We start from the raw sequence: 16,915 nt of genomic DNA on the forward strand, positions 1-16,915 counted from the left end.
AAACTATACATATACAAACCATTCAATGAATGGAAATATTTCCAATTATTGGCAAGTAAAGGAAAAGGGAACGCACTCGCACATAAAACTTGATTACCAAGATCGTGGGTTTGACCCGTGCTTTCTTGCAGGCACAGAAATCTCGGTAAATGGCGCAACCCGCAAGGTTGAAGATCTGGCGGTGGGTGACCGGATTGATGTGCTTGTAAACGGTAAAACAGAGCAGAAAACCGTAACATGGGTTGGTAAATCAACCAGCGTTGCCGCGCCTTTTCTGCCGCTTGATATGGCAGGGTACCCGGTGCGCATTGTAAAGGATGCGCTGGCAGAGGGCGTGCCTTTCAAGGATATGCTGATTACCCCAGAGCACTGCCTGTATCTGAACGGCTGCTTTGTGCCGGCACGTATGCTCGTAAACGGCCAGTCCATCTTTTACGATCAGTCCTTCACGTCTTACGATTATTACCACGTTGAAACCGAAGATCACGCTATCATCACCGCAGATGGTGTTCTTACGGAAAGCTATCTGGATACCGGCAACCGGCGCAGCTTCCGCCAGAATGGTGATGTGGTGGCCATGCCCCGCACCCGTAATCTGACATGGGATGATGCCGCAGCCCCCCTGAATGTCTCCCGCGCTTTTGTGGAGCCATTGTTCCAGCAGTTTTGCGCACGTGCCCAAGGCATGGGCCTGCCGCTGCGCACAGAAGCACCGGTTGTGACACATGAAAGCAACCTGTATCTGACCGCAGGTAATGGCCGTGTGATCCGCCCACTGCGGACGGAAAAAAACCACACGCTGTTCATGATCCCCGCTGGTATTGAAACGGTTTATATCCACTCCAACACCAGCCGCCGGAATGAGGCGATAGGGCCATTTGTAGATGACCGCCGCACTCTGGGCGTTCTGGTGGGGAATGCCAGCATTTGCCACGGCAACACAACCCGCACCCTTACATCCTATCTGCATGATGAAGATCTGGCAGGGTGGAACAATGTGGAATTTTACCCCATGCGCTGGACAGCGGGTAATGCCTGCCTGCCTCTGGGCCACAGAGAACCGGGAACGGTAGCGCTGCTCGCGCTCCAGATTCTGGAAGCCGGGCCTTATATTGTCAGCAATGTAGAGCCGGAAGAAACCGCCCTGCGGGCCTGATGGCATCACCCTGCTCCATACTCTGGGGCAGGTTTTTTTTTATACAGTACTCTATGCCAGCCTTTGGTTGCCCGTGCGCTCAAAACAGGGGTGTTGGCCCCTTGAGCGCACGCTCTGCCTTTCAAAACAGGCAGAAAACACCCATTCCAAACCGCAGCCGCAAGCCACATAATGCCTAAGGGCAGCCGTGCATGCGCCCCGGTTGCATGCCTATGCACAGTATGGGAGGAGAAGGGCAGACCTTACCAAAGGATGCCCCATGCCCCAGCCCAGCGGATATGACCCCGAAGAAACTGCCGAAATTGGCACAGATGCCGGTTATGTTTATGTGCTGACAAACCCGGTTATGCCGGATTTGATAAAAATAGGCATTGCGCGGGATGTGGCCGCCCGCATGCGTTCCTTGTATCAATCTGGCGTGCCGGTGCCGTTTGAATGTTTTTATGCCAAGCACGTAGCCAGTTGTCGGCAGGTGGAAGCTGCGCTGCACAAGGCGTTTGACCCCCACAGAGTTAATGCCAGCCGCGAGTTCTTTCGGCTGGACCCCGAATGTGCCCGCGCCATTCTGGATGTGATACCTGGTGAGGAGCTGGATCTTTCAGAAGATGCCGGTGCACAAGATGAAAACGATGTGGCTGCCCTAAACAGGGAACAGCGCCGGGCAGAGCGGTTTAACTTTGGTATGGTGGATATTCGCCCCGGCGCAGTGCTGACATGGGTGCGAGACCCTTCCATAACCTGCACTGTATATAATGACAGGCAGGTGGTGTTTGAGGGCAATGTTGTTAGCCTTTCCGATGCAGCCAAAACATTGGCCGCACGGGCGGGATCTCAAAAGGTGGCGTTCCGTGGGCCACTTTATTGGAAGTATCAGGGTAAAACCTTGCAGGAATGGCGCACAGAGCGTGAAGATGCAGAATAGAGAAGCATGAAAATACAGGGTTACAACTTTTTTTGCGATATGCCGGATGATGCGCGCTACCTGCGCCGTGCCCAGCCGGATGAGCGGTTTATTGAAGAAAACATGATCTTCATTTTGCCAGACAGGCTGCGCAAGTTTCGGCGCAATTTGTGGCATGTGCGGCGCAACCCCGGCCCGGTGCATATTTATGTGCCGCTGTTCAGGGTGGAAACATTGCTGGAGAGTGACCCCCTGCCGCCAGAATACGGCCCCCCGCAGGATGTGTTTCCGTTTTATACCCACACCACCCGCAGGCGCGGCCGCGCGCTGGATTACTACGTGCTGTTTATCTTCCGCGATAAGGAATCCTACGTGCGGTGCAACGCCGCCTTGCCCGTGCCATAACGGCATGTACTACGCTTAGTCACACAACAGGAGTTTCAGCCATGGCCCAGCAGCGTTTTTTAAAAGTGTATTTTACACGGGCAGGGCTTTTGGCCGCCAGTGCAACTCTGGCCGCTCTGTTGCATGGCCCGGCACAGGCCGCCACCAAAGCGCCGGATGCAGATACAACGCTGCTGGACACCCTGCATGATAAAGGCCCCGTTGGCCCCGCGCAGGCAGGTATTACCCAAATAGACCGTAAAAGCGGGGTGATCGAACACTGGGGCTGGCAGTGCAATTTTAACAGCGCCACCAACAGGCCGTTTTTGTGCGGCGTGCAGCAGAACTTTCAGGTGAACGATGTTCAGCACCACGTGGTCAGCACCATTGGCAGCATGCAAATTGCGCGGGCCGTGCCACCCAACAGCACAGCGCGGCTTTCTAATGCCCCATACAGAATTATCGTGCGGGTGCCGCTTGGCCTTTCGCTGAACAAACATTCCTTTCTGGGGGTGGATAACGCCCCCCCCGTACCGCTGGAATGGCAATATTGCGATAATAAAGGCTGCGTAGGGCAGGCCACCTTTACGCTGGAACTGATGGACGCCCTGCGCCGGGGCAGCATTGGCCACCTGATGTTGGCCAAGCGTGATGCCGGGGTGCTCACGCTCAACTTCCCGCTTGGCGGGCTGGCTCCGGCGTTGGATGCAGCAGATGGCTGGGCCGATAAGGATGGCGGGGTGTCTCCTTAACGCCACAGTTGCAACTGCAATCTGTTCTCATGTGCAAATTTTAGAGAGCAGCCTTTCCGTGTTTTTCCCATATGGCGGAGGGGCTGCGTGTGCCCTTTTGCAAGTAATAAAGGCCGCCCCACAATGCAGCTTTTCAGCCCTTGTGTGGCGCTGTGTTGCGGGCGGTATATCTTGCCAAAGCCCCAGAATATTAAAAGATAGTTTATAAAATATCAGGCCCTGTTTTGGGGGCGGATACAGGCTGTGCACGCGCCTGTTTTGCACGGTATGGCCTGCGCATTTATGGCCCCCAAAATCTCCCCCAAAACCGCTTTATAACGGCAGAAAGCCGCAGAAATCTGACCGCCATTTAATCTTGCAAATGATTCTCAATGTTGGTAACTGCCCAAGCCTCAGATCAGCAGGAACCACGGGGTAAAAACGGGTATGCACCGCAACAAGGTTATTTTTTGTGCGCTTCCCCTTACATTTTTCATAAGCGGTAAGGTTCTTGCAGCAACCCGGACACCCACATTCGGGCAGTCTCAACAGGTTGGGGCAACGGCAGCAAAACAGGGCAAGGCCGCCAACAAGGCGCCAACATCCGCCGTGCATGTTGAAGGGGTGGAGGTGCGCGCGCGCAGGGCGTCCACCATGGCGTCTTCCGCCACCAAATCCAACACACCGCTTATTGAAACAGCGCAGTCTGTAACAGTGATTACGCGCGATGAAATGGATGTGCGCGGTGTGCTCAGCCTTAATCAGGCCATCCGATACGCGGCGGGCATTACGTCCGATCTGCGCGGCGGGGGCGTGGGCACGCGGTATGATCAGTTCATGCTGCGCGGCTTTACCGTGCCCACCTTTTTGGATGGGCTGAAGGTGCAGGATAGCCCCACCGGTTACGCCACACCGCAAACAGATACCTCCCGCCTGGATAGGGTGGAAGTGTTAAAAGGCCCGGCATCCGCCCTGTATGGGCAATCCAGCCCCGGCGGGCTTGTGGCCCTTTCCAGCAAACTGCCGATAGACAAACAATTTTACGGAGATATTACCACCACAGGCGGCAGTTTTGATCTGTACCGTGTGGATGCCGATGTAGGCGGTTATGCCACCAAGGATGGTTCCGTGCAGTATCGGCTATATGGCACGGTGAATGGCCAGCACAGCCAGCTTGCCCGCACGGGCAGCCGCCGTTTTTCCATAAGCCCCGCCTTTACCTTTGGCGCCAAAGGCCCCACCACGCTCACCCTGCTGGGCAATTATCAGTATGATCCCGAAAACGGCACCTATGGCGGCGTGCCGCTTGTGGGTTCCCTCAAGCGTGCCTCATACGGTTACCTGCCACGAAACTTTTATGATGGCGACGTGCCTTTTGAAAAGTTCAACCGCAGGCAGGGAGGCATCACCTATATCCTGAACCACAAGTTTAATGAGGACTGGAGCTTTAGCACCCGTGGCCGGTACGATGATGTCAAAACCATATACCGCAGCGTGTATGATAACGGCTATTACGATTCAGACCCCACAATGCTCAGCCGTTCTGCCTTTGGCACCAACGAGCACACGCATAATCTGGCATTTGATAGCCAGTTCAAGGGCCATGTGCGCACCGGGCCTGTGACGCATGACATGATGTTCGGCTTTGATTACATGCAGCAAAGCGCCACAGAAGCAGGTTATTATGCCTCTGCGCCCTCTCTGAACGTGCTGCATCCTGATTACCACATGACCATGCCAGACATGGGCAGCCCGTATATGAACTACCGCACGGATTCACACCAGATTGGCATGTACGCGCAGGATGAGCTGCGCTGGAAAAAGCTGATTATTACAGGCAGCTTGCGGAATGACTGGTACCGTTCCCACCAGATAGAATCTGTAAGCCATTCCAGCAGCAATGAAAGTCCGCGCCAGATTACATGGCGCGCTTCTGGCCTGTATCACTTTGATTTCGGGCTTGCGCCTTACATCAGCTATTCCACATCCTTCCAGCCGCAGTCTGGCATTGTGTCCAACAATGGTGGGCAGAGCTTCCGGCAGGCAGATCCCTCCTTGGGCAAACAGCTTGAAGGCGGCGTGAAGTATCAGTTCCCCGGCACATCCGTGCTGCTTACGGCTGCGGGCTTCCATATCGAGCAAACCAACGTGCTGGTGGCAGTGGGGAATCTGGGTTACAATGTGCAAAGTGGCAAGGTGCATTCAGATGGTTTTGAATTTGAAGCCCACGCCCAGCCCTATAAAAACCTGATGATTACCGCTGCCGTAAGCGTGCAGAAGGTAAAGGATGATTCCACCGGCAAGCCGCTTATGCAGTCTGGTAAAGGCAATGCCTCTCTGTTTGCCTATTACACCATGCCCAAAGGTGTGATGAAGGGTTTTGGCTTTGGTGGCGGCCTGCGTTATTCCGCCCCAAGCTATGGGGGGCAGGCCTCCTACGGCAGCGTGCATGTGCCGCAATACACGGTGTTTGATGGCTCCATCGGGTATGATCTGTCCAACCTTTCACCCTCCCTGCGTGGGTGGAGCGTGGCGGCCAGCGTGCGCAACCTGTTTGATAAAAAGTATATCGGCAACTGCATGGCCTATGCCTCTTACGGGCAGGAATGGTGCTATTATGGAGAGCGCCGAAATGCCCAAGGCAGCATTGGCTTTAAGTGGTAAGCCAAAATTTTTGTAAAACAGGCCAACCTGCCTGACACATTTAAAAACCCCGCCCACCGTAAACCAGTGGGCGGGGTTATTTTTTACCGTGTGCGCGGGGCCTTGCCCGGTTGCGCCGCTTTTACAGGTGGCAGTGCATTGGGGGCGGGAAACACCATTTGCGCCAAGCGGTTTTCATCCGCTGGCAGGGGGGTGTGCCCCGGCTCCGTGCCGTTTTCACGCAGCAGAAACGCTATTACATCTATGTTGTCCTGCGGGGGCAGGGTGCCCGGTGCCATCAGCGGCATGGCGTGGGTGATGTAAGCGTACAACTTGTTGAGCGATGTATTGGCCCAGCGCGCCACAAACAGCCCGCGCAAGGGCGGCATATCATGCGCGCCTTCCAGCGCTGCCCCGTGGCACATGGCGCAGGTGCCTGCGTAAATCTGCGCCCCGTGGTCTGCCTGCTCTGCGGTAAAGCTTGGGGCAGCAGGGGCAGGCGGTGCCGCAGGGGCGTGGCGCGGGGCGGCAAGGGCGGCGTGAGCCGTGGCCACCAGCCCGGTTGCGGCTAACAGGGCCGTGCAAAACCCTCTGGCCTTTTGGGCCTGTTTTGCAAAAATGGGGTGCTGTGCCATGCCGTTATCCTCTGCGGGGCCGAAAGCGGGAGAACAGATCTTCAAACACGGCCACGGCCTGTTCGGCCTCTGCACGGTTGGGCTGTTCCATACTGTTGCCCACGCCTTCCAGTTCCCCTAGGCCGGAAAGGTTGACGCCCTGCACCATCAGCCCATCGGATTTGGAAAGCATGGCAGCACCCTTGTAGCGCACGCCATAATTGGCAGCGGGTTGCGGTGGCAACCACGCCGTTTGCCCGCGCACGGGAATAAGAGATTTATCACCCCACAAATCCCGCGCTGCATAGCCGGTGCAGTTAAACACCACACGTTCGGGCAGGTCTGCCACCTCGGATGGGCTGTGGAACTCGCGTATCTCAATACGCCCACCTGCCTGATAGAAGTCAGAAAGCAGGGCGTGGCCGAACGCGCCAAAATTATAAATCATAATGGGCTTGCGCCGCGCATACGCCACGGGGAAGGGATTGTCCGCCCCGGCCAGAAGCTCGGCTGCGGGAATAATATCCTTTATCCTGTCTGCATATTTTGCAAATTCGGCCTCGCTCTGCGGTACGCCGGTAGAGGCATAGGAGCCTTTGCTAATGTCGGGCGCGGGTTCGGTATGGTCGGCCTCATCCGGCGGGGTGTCGGAGAGAAGGTAGTTGTCTCTAAAGTCCACCGGGTTGCCGGGCAGGCCCAGATATTCCCGATATGTTTGCCAGGAATACCGCGCCATGCGCTCCCACGTGGCGGCAAAATCTGGCGTGGCGGCGGTTATCAGCGCAATGCGTGAATCCGGTGTCCAACTGCCATTGGCCCGAACAGAGCGCGTATGCGGCAGCATGTCCCGCGCATAAATGGTTACGTTCATGCCCGCGCGCTGGGCGGTTATGGCGGTGGTGAGGCCAATAATGCCGCAGCCAATTACGGCTACATGCTTTTCCATCAGCGGGGCGGCGCGTTCCACCGCCATGGCGGCAGACCCCCATGAAAGAGACCACCCGCTGCCGCCGTGCCCATAATTGTGCACCACAATTTTATCTGCCACCGGCTCTATTTCCAGCCGGGGGCCAGCGGGGCGGAAGGGGCGCAGGCATACCTTAATGTCCATTATCTGGTCTGCATGCACGCGGGCGGGCGTTAGGGCTGGCACGGTGCCGGGCGGCGCGGTGCGGCCCATGGCCTGTGCGGCCTCTGGCACGCTGGCCCAGCTTTTGCGCCCGGCGGCCAATGCGCCGGCAGCCAGAGAAGCGGCAAAAAGGTTTCTGCGTTTCAAAAGGTCTGTCCTCTATACGGTTTCTGTTTTGTCGCGCAGCGTGGCGAGGGGGCAACATAGCAGGGCAAGGGGGTTTCCAAAACCCACATATCAGCCGGTGCGGCTGTGCTCTGCCGCCAGTTCGGCCAGTGTTTGCGGGTCATCATGCGCAATGTCATCTGCCAGCGCGTGCAGGGTGGTGGTGCAGTCCAGCACAGCCAGCGGGCCGGTGGTGAAGTAAAGCTGCGCCACAAGCGGGGCAATCTGCCCGGCGCAGTTTTGCAAAACTGTCACAATTTGGCGCACGGTGGCGGTATCCTGCGCAAGCTGGCGGGCCATATAGGCACGTGTGCCGGGCAAGGGCGGCCAGTCCTGCGTGTTGGGCAAAGGCTGCTTGCGCGGGGCGGAAGGCGCTGGCGGTGTGGGCATAATCGGCTTTCCTGCAAGGTGGGGTTTCTTGCACGGTTAGGCAGGACTATGGGGGTGGAAAAGATGCACCACACCCCGCCGTATGAGGAAAGACAAAGATGTTTGCAGTTCTTGGGGCCTCTGGCCATGTGGGCACAGCCGTTACGGAATATCTGTTGCAGCAGGGGCAGGCCGTAACCGTTGTGCTGCGTAACCCCCAAAAAGCTGCGGCATGGGCGCAACGCGGGGCCAGCGTGGCGTTGGTGGATGTGCACGATACAGATGCACTGGCGCAGGTGTTGCAAAAGGCGGATCGGGCCTTTGTGCTCAACCCACCGGCCAGCCCCGCGCTGGATACGGATAAGGCAGAACGCGCCACCGTGCAGTCCATCCTGCAGGCGTTACGCGGTGCAAAGCTGGAAAAAATTGTTGTGCAATCCACCTATGGGGCGCAACCGGGCACAGAGTGTGCAGATCTGGGTGTGTTGTATGATCTGGAGCAAGGTGCCCGGCAAACGGGTATTCCGCTGTGCTGTGTGCGTGCCGCGTATTACATGAGCAACTGGCTTTCTGCCGTGCCCGAAGCCCGCACATCCGGCAAGGTGAGCAGCCTTCTGCCCGCCACGCAGCCCGTGCCCATGGTGGCCCCGCAGGATGTGGGGCATCTGGCAGGCCAGCTTCTTATGGCCCCGGTGCAGGAAGTGGGGGTGTACACTATAGAAGGCCCCACACCGTACACCGCGCAGGATGTGGCACAGGTTTTTGCGCACATTCTGCAACACCCCGTGCGGGTGGAGGACATACCGCCCACCGCGTGGCTGGCATATTACAAGGCCAATGGTTTTTCAGACAAAGCGGCCCGATCTTACGCAAATATGACCGCAATTTTCATAAACCAGCGGTATGATCGCCCAGCAAACCCCGTAAAGGGTGTAACAGATCTGGCATCCTACCTTCGGGCAGAAATTGCAGGTTGCACCCCATAAACAGGCCCAAGGATGCGCGTGGCACATGCAGATACAAACGGTTTTCCTGCTTAGCGCGGCCAGTGTGCTGTGCTCTGTGTCGGCACGCGCGGCGGATAAATGCCCGGGGCTGACAACGCCAGAAATTGCGGACTGCCAGAAGCAGGTGCTGGATAAAGCGCAAAAGCAGATGGCGCGCTACATTGCCGCGGCAGAGGGGCGCATACGCCAATCGGCAGACCCAGAGCACGCTTTGGCGGATTTTCATACCGCGCAGCAGCATTGGGTGCAGTATCAGAAGGCAGAATGCAACGCCGCGTATGAGGCATGGTCTGACGGCACAATCCGCTTCAGCATGGCGCTCACCTGCATGCTACGTCTGACCCATAGCCGCACCATGGATATCTGGCAGATGTGGTTGACATACCCCGATAGCACGCCCCCCACACTGCCCAAGCCCGTTTTTACAAACGAAGGGTGGTAAGGTGGCTGCGTTTTAGCGCCGGTTCATGTTTCTGCGGGTGCGGATACGTGCGTGGCTCTGCCGAACTTCCCGAATAACGGCATAGCGCATCATGCTTTTTTCATAATTCTTGCGCAAAAGAACAGCGCCTATGCCAATTATCCCAATAGCGGCAACAGTCAGATACACTGAAGCAATCAGTGAGAATTGGGCGAAGGAAACCTGATGCTGCAAAAATGCCCCCGGCAGCAACATGCTCAGATGGAACAAGGGGGAGGCCACGCTTTTGAGCAGATAAGCGCACAACACGCCTTCCACCACAAAAGTTGCATACAGAAAGCGGCGCAACTGCACAGGCATTTTCTGCCATGCTGCCGATGGCCTGTTGTGAAATGTGAGGAGAGACTTCATGCGCTGAAACATAGCCCAATGCCTTTTGCTAGAGCGTGTTGCACTCAGTTTTGCATATCATCTGCCAATTAAGGCAAGAGCAAGGCCATGTTGCGGGGAAGGCTTGCGCGGTTTGCAAGTATTTGCAGGTAAAATATCAGTAAAGCCGATATAAAGAGCCAGCACATTTCTGCACTGGCCCCCTGTAGTGTTTTTAATATATCGGTAATTTGGGCGGGTTATGCCGTTTTGGCAGCCACATCCTGCGCGGTGTCGTCCAGCAGATAAGGCCCAGCCGCACGGATTTTAACGGACAGCATGCAAATGGCCCCCTGTGTATGCTGTGTAGGCAGGGGCAGGGCGGCGTTGCCGTTTGTCCATGCGCAATCTGTCCAGTCTGTTGCGTGCCAGCCTTCGGGCTTTTCGGCCTGCAAATGTGCCGTTACAGCCTGATGTTTTGCGGCTGATAGCAGGGTAACTTCCGCCACAGCCACACCAAGGGTGCGTCTGTCATCTACAAACGGGCCAATTGCATCTGCCGGGCGGCTGGCGCGGGAAACAATGCGCACCGCCTGCGTGTTGGCGGGCAGAATGAAGTTGTAAGTATCGTTCTTGCAGTTTGCGGGCCAGATGGTGGCGCCACGTTCTGTTACCAGGTGCAGTTCTGGCACGTGCGTGGTGTGCGGTGCCGTGTATGCGCCCTGCGGTGCGCGGGCCGCAATCTGGGTGAAGATGGTTTTTGCGGCATCCCAATCCACACACAGCGGGGCGGCGGCATCTGCCTGCCAGCTTTTGGGTGTGCCACCAAGCTGGATGACGTTGCCTTTCTGGGTAAAATTGCGGCGGTTGCCTGTGTCCAGATAGCTTTCTGTCAGCATGCCATCGGCCATAATCACGGCGTGGTCTGGGGTTTCAATGTGGTAGTAATTATAAGAGGTAATGGATTTATCGTAAAAAATGCTGCTGCCATTTACCAGCATACGGGCGGGAATAAACATGCCGTTAAAGAACAGGCAGTGTTCTGCGGTTAACAGCATGTCCTTGTAAGGCACGCCATCGGCAATGGCGTTGGCCAGAATACGCACGGGGTAGCCTGCCATATCATCGGGCAGGGCCGGGTTTACGGTGCAGTGCGCCATGCCAGCCCAGCTGAGTGTGCTAACGGAGGCCACACCATTGGCATAAGTCAGCACTTCATCCCCGGCGTGCAGATCCTGCACGGCCACCACACCTTTGGGGGTGGCAATCATGCTGTCTGCCAGAAAGCAGACTGTTGCTGAGCCATTTGCCCCTGGGGTGGCAATTACCCGGAGAGACATGCCGGTGACGGTAGAATCTGGGTAGCCAGAATTAGAAACCAGCCCCCAGGGATCTCCCGCTAATGTAATGGTGCCCAGTGCAGTACCATTACTATCTGCCAGATGTATGATGGTTTCTTGATCGGGCTTTGCCGTAACATCTACTTTACTATTCGCTAAGGAAACATTGTCTGCCGTGCCAAACGTCAGAATGTTGCTAATGCCACCTCCAAAATTTCCGGTAATTGTAAGAGAGAGCGGGTTGGAGGCAGACAGGTTCTGCAAATCCAGATTGCCGCTTGTGCCCGTAAAATCAATGGTGCTGTTTAGTGTGCTGGATGAGGCATCAAATGTAACAGTTTGGTTGCTGCCAATGGTAATTGTGGATGTCGCCATAACAGATGCTTTCTAAATATAAATTAAGTTTGAAAATCCCTAATATGTTTGCGTTCAATAAGGAAACCAAAAACGCGAAAGTTAAAAATGTTTAAACTAATAAAAAGTGAGGGAACCTTTCATCGCGGGCCATAACACGGCTGTGTGCCGCAGTTTCTGGCCATGTTGCGGGGGCGTGTGTAAAACAGGCTGTCTCTCTCACTATGTTTATCAATATACAGTAAGGCTTGTAGTATGACCTGGCACAACTGGGGTGTGTTCTGCGGCATTGTGTTCTTTCTGTGCGCCATACCCGGCCCTAACATGCTGCATGTGTTGGCCAGCGTGGCGCGGGTGGGCATGGCGCGCGGGGTGGCCACCATGCTGGGCTGCTTAAGTGCGGTTGTGCTGGTGCTTGTGGCCTCTGCCGCCGGGCTGGGGGCAGCGCTTGCGGCATCGCCCCATCTGTTTGGCGTGCTGCGCATATGCGGCGCAGTGTATCTGATCTGGCTGGGCATACAGGCGTGGATGGAAGGCGGGCAAACACCCCCGGCCAGCATATCCGCCCCGCAGGTAGAAAACGCCGTGCAGGGCAGCGCATGGAGCCGCTGGCGCAAGGGCTTCTGGGTGGGGCTGAGCAACCCCAAGCTGTTGCTGTTTGCGGCAGCGTTTTTCCCGCAGTTTATTGCGCCCCATGCCCCGCAACTGCCGCAGTTTGTGGTGCTGATAACCACCTTCGCGCTGCTGGAAATGCTGTGGTACGGCGTTTACGCCATAGGCGGTTACACACTGGCCCAGCAGCTCCAGCGCCCCTCCATCCGCCGGGTGTTCAACCGCATAACGGGCTGTGTATTTGTGGGCTTTGGGGCCGTACTTTTACGCGGGCGCGCATAAGGCGGCGGTAGGGCAGCCATTCGCTGCGTAGAGTGTGCCCGGCGGCCAAGGTGCGCCATAATACCGCATCAACAGCCCCATTGTGCGGGCAAAAATAAGGATAGCCCCATATGTCTCAGCCCAAAGAATCTGCCCTTGTTGCGCAGGCATTGCAGAGCATTTTAGAAAAATCTGGCCAAAACTGTGTCACCCTGCCGTGGGCAGATGTGTATGCCATTGCAGACCGTAAGCACTGGACAGACAAAGCCCATGAAGAAACCCGGTACGAACTGCATGATCGGGGTATTACAATAGGTTACGGCAAGCACTTTGTTATTGTGGCAAAGGATGAAGATTTTGCCCCGTTGAAAGGTGCATCCGCGTAATTTTATAGCACCCTAATCTTGCGTGCCCCAGCGCCACTTCCACCCGCCTTGGGTGCGCGTTTTGCACACCCAGAAAAAGGCTGCTGTGGCCGCAAGATTAAGCACCATCACCACGCCTACGGTTAAAAGGGGCCTGTGCAGAGGCACAAAGGACAGGCCAAAACTGGAGCCCAGCGTAACAGCCAGAAACAGCCCCAAAGCCACCCAACCCTGCCACGCAATAGGCAGGCCTGCACCATAGCCAAAACGCCGGGCGGCAAACCACGGGGTGGGTGCGGGCGGCGGGTTTTTATGTGGGGTGAGCATAACGGTGCCTTTTATGCCAAAAGGGTGTGCCTGTTATTTTTACAAAAAATGCAGCGGCATAAAAGCATGATCTACCAAAAGTGATTGCGCCCGCATGTCTTTCAACATGCTTACACGCTGGCCACCAGCGGGGGTGTTTGCAGCGCCTTGCCATGTGTGGGCTGTTCAACCGCGTAACGGGCCGTACTTTTGCGCGGGCGCGCATAAGGTGGCGGTAGGGCTGCCATTCGCTGCGTATATTGTGCCAAGCCGCCCAGTTGATTACGATACGCAATAACACAGCACCCACAGCCCTCGTTGCGCGGGCAAGATGAGGATACCGCCGCCACATGTCTCAGCCCAAAAAGGGATGGCCCAAAAGCTGGCCTCTGGCCGTGTTGTGCTGCTGTATTATTCTTACGCTCTCTATTGCCGCCTTTAGTGTGGGCGTGGCCTTGGTGCTGGAAAACAGCGTGGCGGGGCCGCTATGGCTGTTTATTGCCGCCATTACCTATTACATCGCCGATCAATCCATAGAATGGAAGAACAGGCCCGGCGGCGGAAACTAAAACCCCCGCACGTTGGGCAACATGCGGGGGCAAAAGTAGGCGTTAGCCGTTGGCGGCAACTGGCAGCGTAAATGCAACCGGCGTGGCCAGATAAGGGCCAGCCTGAAGCACTTCCACCGTTAGCAGCGCGGGGCCGCGTGCCGTGGTGGTGCCCAGTGGCAGAAGGGCGTTGCCATCTGTCCACCGTGTTGTGGGCTGGGGCATATCCTGCCAGCCATTTGCACCATCTTCTTCTGCCAGATGCGCGGTTATGTCTGCGGTGGTGCCAGCAGAAAGCACCGTTACGCGGCCCAGCAGCACGCCCAGCACGCGGCGCTTATCTACAAACGGGCCTTCCACATCACACGGGCGCGCAGCGCGAGAAACAAGGCGCACGTTCTCCACCCCGGCAGGCAGCATGAAGGAGATATTGCGCCCCATGGCCCGCAAAGGCCGAATAACCGTGCCCGCTGCCGTAACAAGGTGCAGCCCGTGGTTGTGGGTGATGTCCGGCTTGGCGAGGGCGGAAATATGGCCTGCAATTTTGGTTGCACGCGCGGCCAGCACACGCCAGATGGGTTCTACCACATGGCGCGCAGTGCCCAGCGGTGCGGCCGCGTGTTCTGCCCAGTTTTTGGCCTTGGCCCCAATGGTCACAACATTGCCATCGGATACAAAATTGCGGCGGTTGCCTGTATCCAGATAGCTTTCCGTCAGCATGCCATTGGCCATGATAACGCTGTGTTCTGCCGTTTCCACATGGTAATAGGCGTATGCGGTAATGGAGCGATCAAAAAAGATGCTGCTGCCATTTACCAGCATACGTGCGGGCACCAGCATGCCATTGGCAAAAATGCCGTGTTCCGCCGTAACCAGCAGATCCTGATACGGCACACCCGGCGCAATGGCATCGGCCAGAATACGCACGGGGTAGCCTGCCATATCATCGGGCAGGGCGGGGTTAACCGTGGCCTGCGCCATGCCAGCCCACACCACCGGGCGCACATGGGTTACGCCGTTTACAAACGTTAACACCTCATCACCCCGGCGGATGTTTTCCACCGCCACCACACCGTTGGGCGTGGCAATCATGCTGCCTGCCAAAAAGCAGATCACGCCTTGCCCGCTATCAATGGTGACAGTCTGGGTTTCATCCCCCGTAGGCGCATCCGTGTAGGAGCTGTCATACGTAACGGACTTGGGCTGAACGGTTTGGCCCGATGTCGTGGTCAGGCTCACATTGCTGGCGCTGAGTGTGGCGGTTGCAACATCCTGCCCGTTCACGCCCAGCCTGTCTCCCTCTTTCAGGCCTGTAATGGAAACACCTGCGGCCGGGCTGCCTCCTGTTGAACTTACTGGCAGCACCACCGTGTTGTTGCCCGTGCCAAACACAACAGTAGCTGTGGGCCATGTGCCGTTGCCAAACGTGGCGGTTGCGCCATTGTTCAGCGTAAGCGTGCCATTATATTGAAAATTGGGCGTAAAGGTGGAGGACGTGACCGTAATGGGGCCACTGTAGCTGAGCCCGCCATCATATGAGCTGACATTGGAGCCATTGGTAATGTTCAGTGCCCCAGCCGTGGCGCCGTTGGTCGTGCCGATGACAATATTGGAATCATCAATGTTCAGCGTGCCGCCAGAGGCCACATTGAACATGAAGGTATGAGTGTGCCAGTCCTGCGTGACATCCTTGACCGTGGCCGTGCCGCCGTTGTTGACTGTCAGGCCGTTATTTGTTGTCAGCGTGCGTGAAATGGTGGCGCTGCCGCCGCTATCCACCACCAGAGAGCCAAATGTCAGATTGCTGCTGCTGCTGGCAATGCTCAGCTTGCCTTGTACGTCTATGAGCAAAGACCCCAGATCCGTCACGGTTGACGGAATGGTAATATCTGCTCCAGCGGGAATGGTGAGCGTGCCAGTGGTGTTGGCATCTGGCGCATTGGGTGCGGGCTGGCCGTTATAGAGCCAGTTGCTTACGTCGTCCCATACCCCTCCTGAAGCAGGACCAATCCATGTATAGGATGAACCAGTTGTCGAAGCCGTGTTTGTCATAGGTGGGTATAGTCCTGTGCGAATACAGTAAAGCCATTCAACAAGCACATCAGTACTTGGTGTTTTTGTTCACTTTAAGGCATTGTTAGGGCGCGTTTAACGCATTTGGTGGGATGTGTTTACGCAACAGGAAACAGGACCGCAAGGGTCTTGTTAAAGAAAATGTGAGGTTTTAATGAACTCTTAACGCGATTGTTGCAAAAAAGCCGCAGCACTTATACGCAATGTGCATACCACACAACGCGGCCCAGTATCTGCACGCGGCTGGCGGGCAGGGTGCAGGCAGAAAACCTTTTGTTCTCGCAGCTTATCTGCACCACGGGGCGGGTTTGGGCATCAAACGTGCGTTCTGCCCAGCGGCACACCACGCTTTCACCATCAAACAGCACAAAAAGCCCCGGTTCTGCCAAGGTGGTGCGCTGTGTATCCATCAGCACCAAATCCCCATCACGCAGCAGGGGTTCCATGGCCTGGCCCTCTACATTCAGGGCGCGCAAATCTTCGGCGCGGGCGTTCAGGCGCTGGGTTATCAGGCTTTCTTCAAAATATTTGGGGCTGCCCAGCAGTTGTGCCTCATCATACCGGCCAGAAGTGATGCTGCGCTGCGCCAGATAAGGCACCATCACATAGCCCGGTGGTGCTGGCACTGCGGGCATGGCGGGGCGAGGCTGAGTGGTGCTGCGTGTCCGTTTGATCTGCGCCATATCCAGCGCCAGTTGAGGGGCGTTTTCTGGTTTTTCCCGGCTGGAAAACCCATGCACGCGCAATGTGTCACGCGGGGTTTCCTGCGGGGTAAAAGGCGGGGGCAGGTAAGGGGTGCGGCGTTCACGCAGCATCAGCCCCGGCTGGGCGTGGTCCACACCGGGAAACAGCAGATCCCGCGCGGTGCAGCCCAGCACCGCAGCAATGCATTCCAGTTTTTCTCCACCCGGATTGCGAGACTTCCCCTTAAGAATATCGCGCACATAGGTATCGCCCACACCAGCCTTGCGGGCCAGTGCCTTTTGGGAAAGCCCAAGGTGGGCCATCCGGCGTTCCAGTTCATCTGCTACGGGTGATCTTGTCATGGTTCCGCACTATTCCACGCCGGGGGTATGTGTGCAAAAGGGGATATATCCCTCTTTTTTGGGTTGACGCTGCGGGAGTGGTCACCATAGCGTCCGGGGCAGGCCATGTTTTGGTGGTGTA

At 56.6% G+C, this 16,915-nt stretch carries 19 protein-coding genes; 10 read left to right on the forward strand and 9 right to left on the reverse strand.

The window, feature by feature from the left end; translation table 11 throughout:
* Positions 1-25: 25 nt before the first annotated feature.
* The 5 genes from APA10_RS07935 (at position 26) to APA10_RS07955 (ending at position 5,836) form a co-directional block, all read left to right on the forward strand.
* Positions 26-1,156 (forward strand): Hint domain-containing protein, encoded by a 1,131-nt coding sequence (locus APA10_RS07935; protein ID WP_231111171.1) that lies wholly within the window; start codon positions 26-28, stop codon positions 1,154-1,156.
* A 259-nt stretch (positions 1,157-1,415) separates the two neighbouring features.
* Complete coding sequence (locus tag APA10_RS07940; RefSeq protein WP_003626225.1) at positions 1,416-2,078, forward strand: GIY-YIG nuclease family protein; 663 nt, start codon at positions 1,416-1,418, stop codon at positions 2,076-2,078.
* A gap of 6 nt (positions 2,079-2,084) precedes the next feature.
* The gene (locus APA10_RS07945) at positions 2,085-2,462 is read left to right on the forward strand and encodes a hypothetical protein (RefSeq protein ID WP_003626226.1); all 378 of its coding nucleotides are present in this window, start codon (positions 2,085-2,087) and stop codon (positions 2,460-2,462) included.
* 41 nt (positions 2,463-2,503) lie between these two features.
* The gene (locus APA10_RS07950; RefSeq protein WP_003628918.1) at positions 2,504-3,193 is read left to right on the forward strand and encodes an invasion associated locus B family protein; all 690 of its coding nucleotides are present in this window, start codon (positions 2,504-2,506) and stop codon (positions 3,191-3,193) included.
* A gap of 426 nt (positions 3,194-3,619) precedes the next feature.
* Positions 3,620-5,836 (forward strand): TonB-dependent siderophore receptor, encoded by a 2,217-nt coding sequence (locus APA10_RS07955; protein ID WP_003628922.1) that lies wholly within the window; start codon positions 3,620-3,622, stop codon positions 5,834-5,836.
* A gap of 83 nt (positions 5,837-5,919) precedes the next feature.
* Here APA10_RS07955 and APA10_RS07960 read toward each other — a convergent pair whose 3' ends face one another.
* From APA10_RS07960 to APA10_RS07970, 3 genes are all read right to left on the reverse strand, one after another.
* Positions 5,920-6,450: a c-type cytochrome gene (locus APA10_RS07960; RefSeq protein WP_003628923.1), complete on the reverse strand. Its 531-nt coding sequence runs from the start codon at positions 6,448-6,450 to the stop codon at positions 5,920-5,922.
* Between the two features lie 4 nt (positions 6,451-6,454).
* The gene (locus tag APA10_RS07965) at positions 6,455-7,705 is read right to left on the reverse strand and encodes an FAD-dependent oxidoreductase (protein WP_003628924.1); all 1,251 of its coding nucleotides are present in this window, start codon (positions 7,703-7,705) and stop codon (positions 6,455-6,457) included.
* Positions 7,706-7,795: 90 nt separating this feature from the next.
* On the reverse strand, positions 7,796-8,113 hold the full coding sequence (locus tag APA10_RS07970; protein WP_003628925.1) for a hypothetical protein: 318 nt from the start codon (positions 8,111-8,113) through the stop codon (positions 7,796-7,798).
* A gap of 98 nt (positions 8,114-8,211) precedes the next feature.
* On the opposite strand from APA10_RS07970, the gene APA10_RS07975 reads away from it, so the two are divergent.
* Positions 8,212-9,078, forward strand: coding sequence for an NmrA family NAD(P)-binding protein (locus APA10_RS07975; RefSeq protein ID WP_003628926.1), 867 nt, complete (start codon positions 8,212-8,214; stop codon positions 9,076-9,078).
* 25 nt (positions 9,079-9,103) lie between these two features.
* The gene (locus tag APA10_RS07980; protein ID WP_003628927.1) at positions 9,104-9,541 is read left to right on the forward strand and encodes a lysozyme inhibitor LprI family protein; all 438 of its coding nucleotides are present in this window, start codon (positions 9,104-9,106) and stop codon (positions 9,539-9,541) included.
* Between the two features lie 12 nt (positions 9,542-9,553).
* Here APA10_RS07980 and APA10_RS07985 read toward each other — a convergent pair whose 3' ends face one another.
* Complete coding sequence (locus APA10_RS07985; protein ID WP_003628929.1) at positions 9,554-9,943, reverse strand: hypothetical protein; 390 nt, start codon at positions 9,941-9,943, stop codon at positions 9,554-9,556.
* A gap of 206 nt (positions 9,944-10,149) precedes the next feature.
* A complete protein-coding gene (locus tag APA10_RS07990) occupies positions 10,150-11,604 on the reverse strand; it encodes a Hint domain-containing protein (RefSeq protein WP_003628931.1) in 1,455 nt (484 codons plus the stop codon).
* Between the two features lie 234 nt (positions 11,605-11,838).
* On the opposite strand from APA10_RS07990, the gene APA10_RS07995 reads away from it, so the two are divergent.
* Together APA10_RS07995 and APA10_RS08000 are read left to right on the forward strand one after the other, a co-directional pair.
* Positions 11,839-12,477: a LysE family translocator gene (locus APA10_RS07995; RefSeq protein WP_003628933.1), complete on the forward strand. Its 639-nt coding sequence runs from the start codon at positions 11,839-11,841 to the stop codon at positions 12,475-12,477.
* Positions 12,478-12,587: 110 nt separating this feature from the next.
* A complete protein-coding gene (locus APA10_RS08000; protein ID WP_003628934.1) occupies positions 12,588-12,842 on the forward strand; it encodes a hypothetical protein in 255 nt (84 codons plus the stop codon).
* A gap of 12 nt (positions 12,843-12,854) precedes the next feature.
* Here the strand turns inward: APA10_RS08000 and APA10_RS08005 are convergent, their stop codons facing one another.
* Together APA10_RS08005 and APA10_RS14910 are read right to left on the reverse strand one after the other, a co-directional pair.
* Entirely contained in the window at positions 12,855-13,148 is a 294-nt protein-coding gene (locus APA10_RS08005; protein WP_003628935.1) for a hypothetical protein, read from the reverse strand.
* Between the two features lie 110 nt (positions 13,149-13,258).
* Positions 13,259-13,477: a hypothetical protein gene (locus tag APA10_RS14910; protein WP_124326502.1), complete on the reverse strand. Its 219-nt coding sequence runs from the start codon at positions 13,475-13,477 to the stop codon at positions 13,259-13,261.
* Here APA10_RS14910 and APA10_RS08010 point away from each other — a divergent pair, their 5' ends adjacent.
* Positions 13,478-13,696 (forward strand): hypothetical protein, encoded by a 219-nt coding sequence (locus APA10_RS08010; protein ID WP_003627553.1) that lies wholly within the window; start codon positions 13,478-13,480, stop codon positions 13,694-13,696. It begins immediately after the preceding gene.
* 42 nt (positions 13,697-13,738) lie between these two features.
* Here the strand turns inward: APA10_RS08010 and APA10_RS08015 are convergent, their stop codons facing one another.
* Together APA10_RS08015 and APA10_RS08020 are read right to left on the reverse strand one after the other, a co-directional pair.
* The gene (locus APA10_RS08015) at positions 13,739-15,775 is read right to left on the reverse strand and encodes a Hint domain-containing protein (RefSeq protein ID WP_035365662.1); all 2,037 of its coding nucleotides are present in this window, start codon (positions 15,773-15,775) and stop codon (positions 13,739-13,741) included.
* Positions 15,776-15,942: 167 nt separating this feature from the next.
* A complete protein-coding gene (locus APA10_RS08020; protein WP_003628940.1) occupies positions 15,943-16,794 on the reverse strand; it encodes a LexA family transcriptional regulator in 852 nt (283 codons plus the stop codon).
* Positions 16,795-16,915: the final 121 nt, after the last annotated feature.

Source organism: Acetobacter pasteurianus subsp. pasteurianus LMG 1262 = NBRC 106471 (assembly GCF_000285275.1).
GTDB classification, from domain to species: domain Bacteria; phylum Pseudomonadota; class Alphaproteobacteria; order Acetobacterales; family Acetobacteraceae; genus Acetobacter; species Acetobacter pasteurianus.

What these genes read in the sequence shown, in the direction of transcription:
- APA10_RS08010 (WP_003627553.1), top strand. Translation starts at nt 13,478, where the DNA reads ATGTCTCAGCCCAAAAAGGGATGGCCCAAAAGCTGGCCTCTGGCCGTG.
- APA10_RS07950 (WP_003628918.1), top strand. Translation starts at nt 2,504, where the DNA reads ATGGCCCAGCAGCGTTTTTTAAAAGTGTATTTTACACGGGCAGGGCTT.
- APA10_RS08000 (WP_003628934.1), top strand. Translation starts at nt 12,588, where the DNA reads ATGTCTCAGCCCAAAGAATCTGCCCTTGTTGCGCAGGCATTGCAGAGC.
- APA10_RS07975 (WP_003628926.1), top strand. Translation starts at nt 8,212, where the DNA reads ATGTTTGCAGTTCTTGGGGCCTCTGGCCATGTGGGCACAGCCGTTACG.
- APA10_RS07985 (WP_003628929.1), bottom strand. Translation starts at nt 9,943, where the DNA reads ATGTTTCAGCGCATGAAGTCTCTCCTCACATTTCACAACAGGCCATCG.
- APA10_RS07980 (WP_003628927.1), top strand. Translation starts at nt 9,104, where the DNA reads ATGCAGATACAAACGGTTTTCCTGCTTAGCGCGGCCAGTGTGCTGTGC.
- APA10_RS08020 (WP_003628940.1), bottom strand. Translation starts at nt 16,794, where the DNA reads ATGACAAGATCACCCGTAGCAGATGAACTGGAACGCCGGATGGCCCAC.
- APA10_RS07995 (WP_003628933.1), top strand. Translation starts at nt 11,839, where the DNA reads ATGACCTGGCACAACTGGGGTGTGTTCTGCGGCATTGTGTTCTTTCTG.
- APA10_RS08005 (WP_003628935.1), bottom strand. Translation starts at nt 13,148, where the DNA reads ATGCTCACCCCACATAAAAACCCGCCGCCCGCACCCACCCCGTGGTTT.
- APA10_RS07990 (WP_003628931.1), bottom strand. Translation starts at nt 11,604, where the DNA reads ATGGCGACATCCACAATTACCATTGGCAGCAACCAAACTGTTACATTT.
- APA10_RS07970 (WP_003628925.1), bottom strand. Translation starts at nt 8,113, where the DNA reads ATGCCCACACCGCCAGCGCCTTCCGCCCCGCGCAAGCAGCCTTTGCCC.
- APA10_RS07940 (WP_003626225.1), top strand. Translation starts at nt 1,416, where the DNA reads ATGCCCCAGCCCAGCGGATATGACCCCGAAGAAACTGCCGAAATTGGC.
- APA10_RS07955 (WP_003628922.1), top strand. Translation starts at nt 3,620, where the DNA reads ATGCACCGCAACAAGGTTATTTTTTGTGCGCTTCCCCTTACATTTTTC.
- APA10_RS07960 (WP_003628923.1), bottom strand. Translation starts at nt 6,450, where the DNA reads ATGGCACAGCACCCCATTTTTGCAAAACAGGCCCAAAAGGCCAGAGGG.
- APA10_RS07935 (WP_231111171.1), top strand. Translation starts at nt 26, where the DNA reads ATGAATGGAAATATTTCCAATTATTGGCAAGTAAAGGAAAAGGGAACG.
- APA10_RS07945 (WP_003626226.1), top strand. Translation starts at nt 2,085, where the DNA reads ATGAAAATACAGGGTTACAACTTTTTTTGCGATATGCCGGATGATGCG.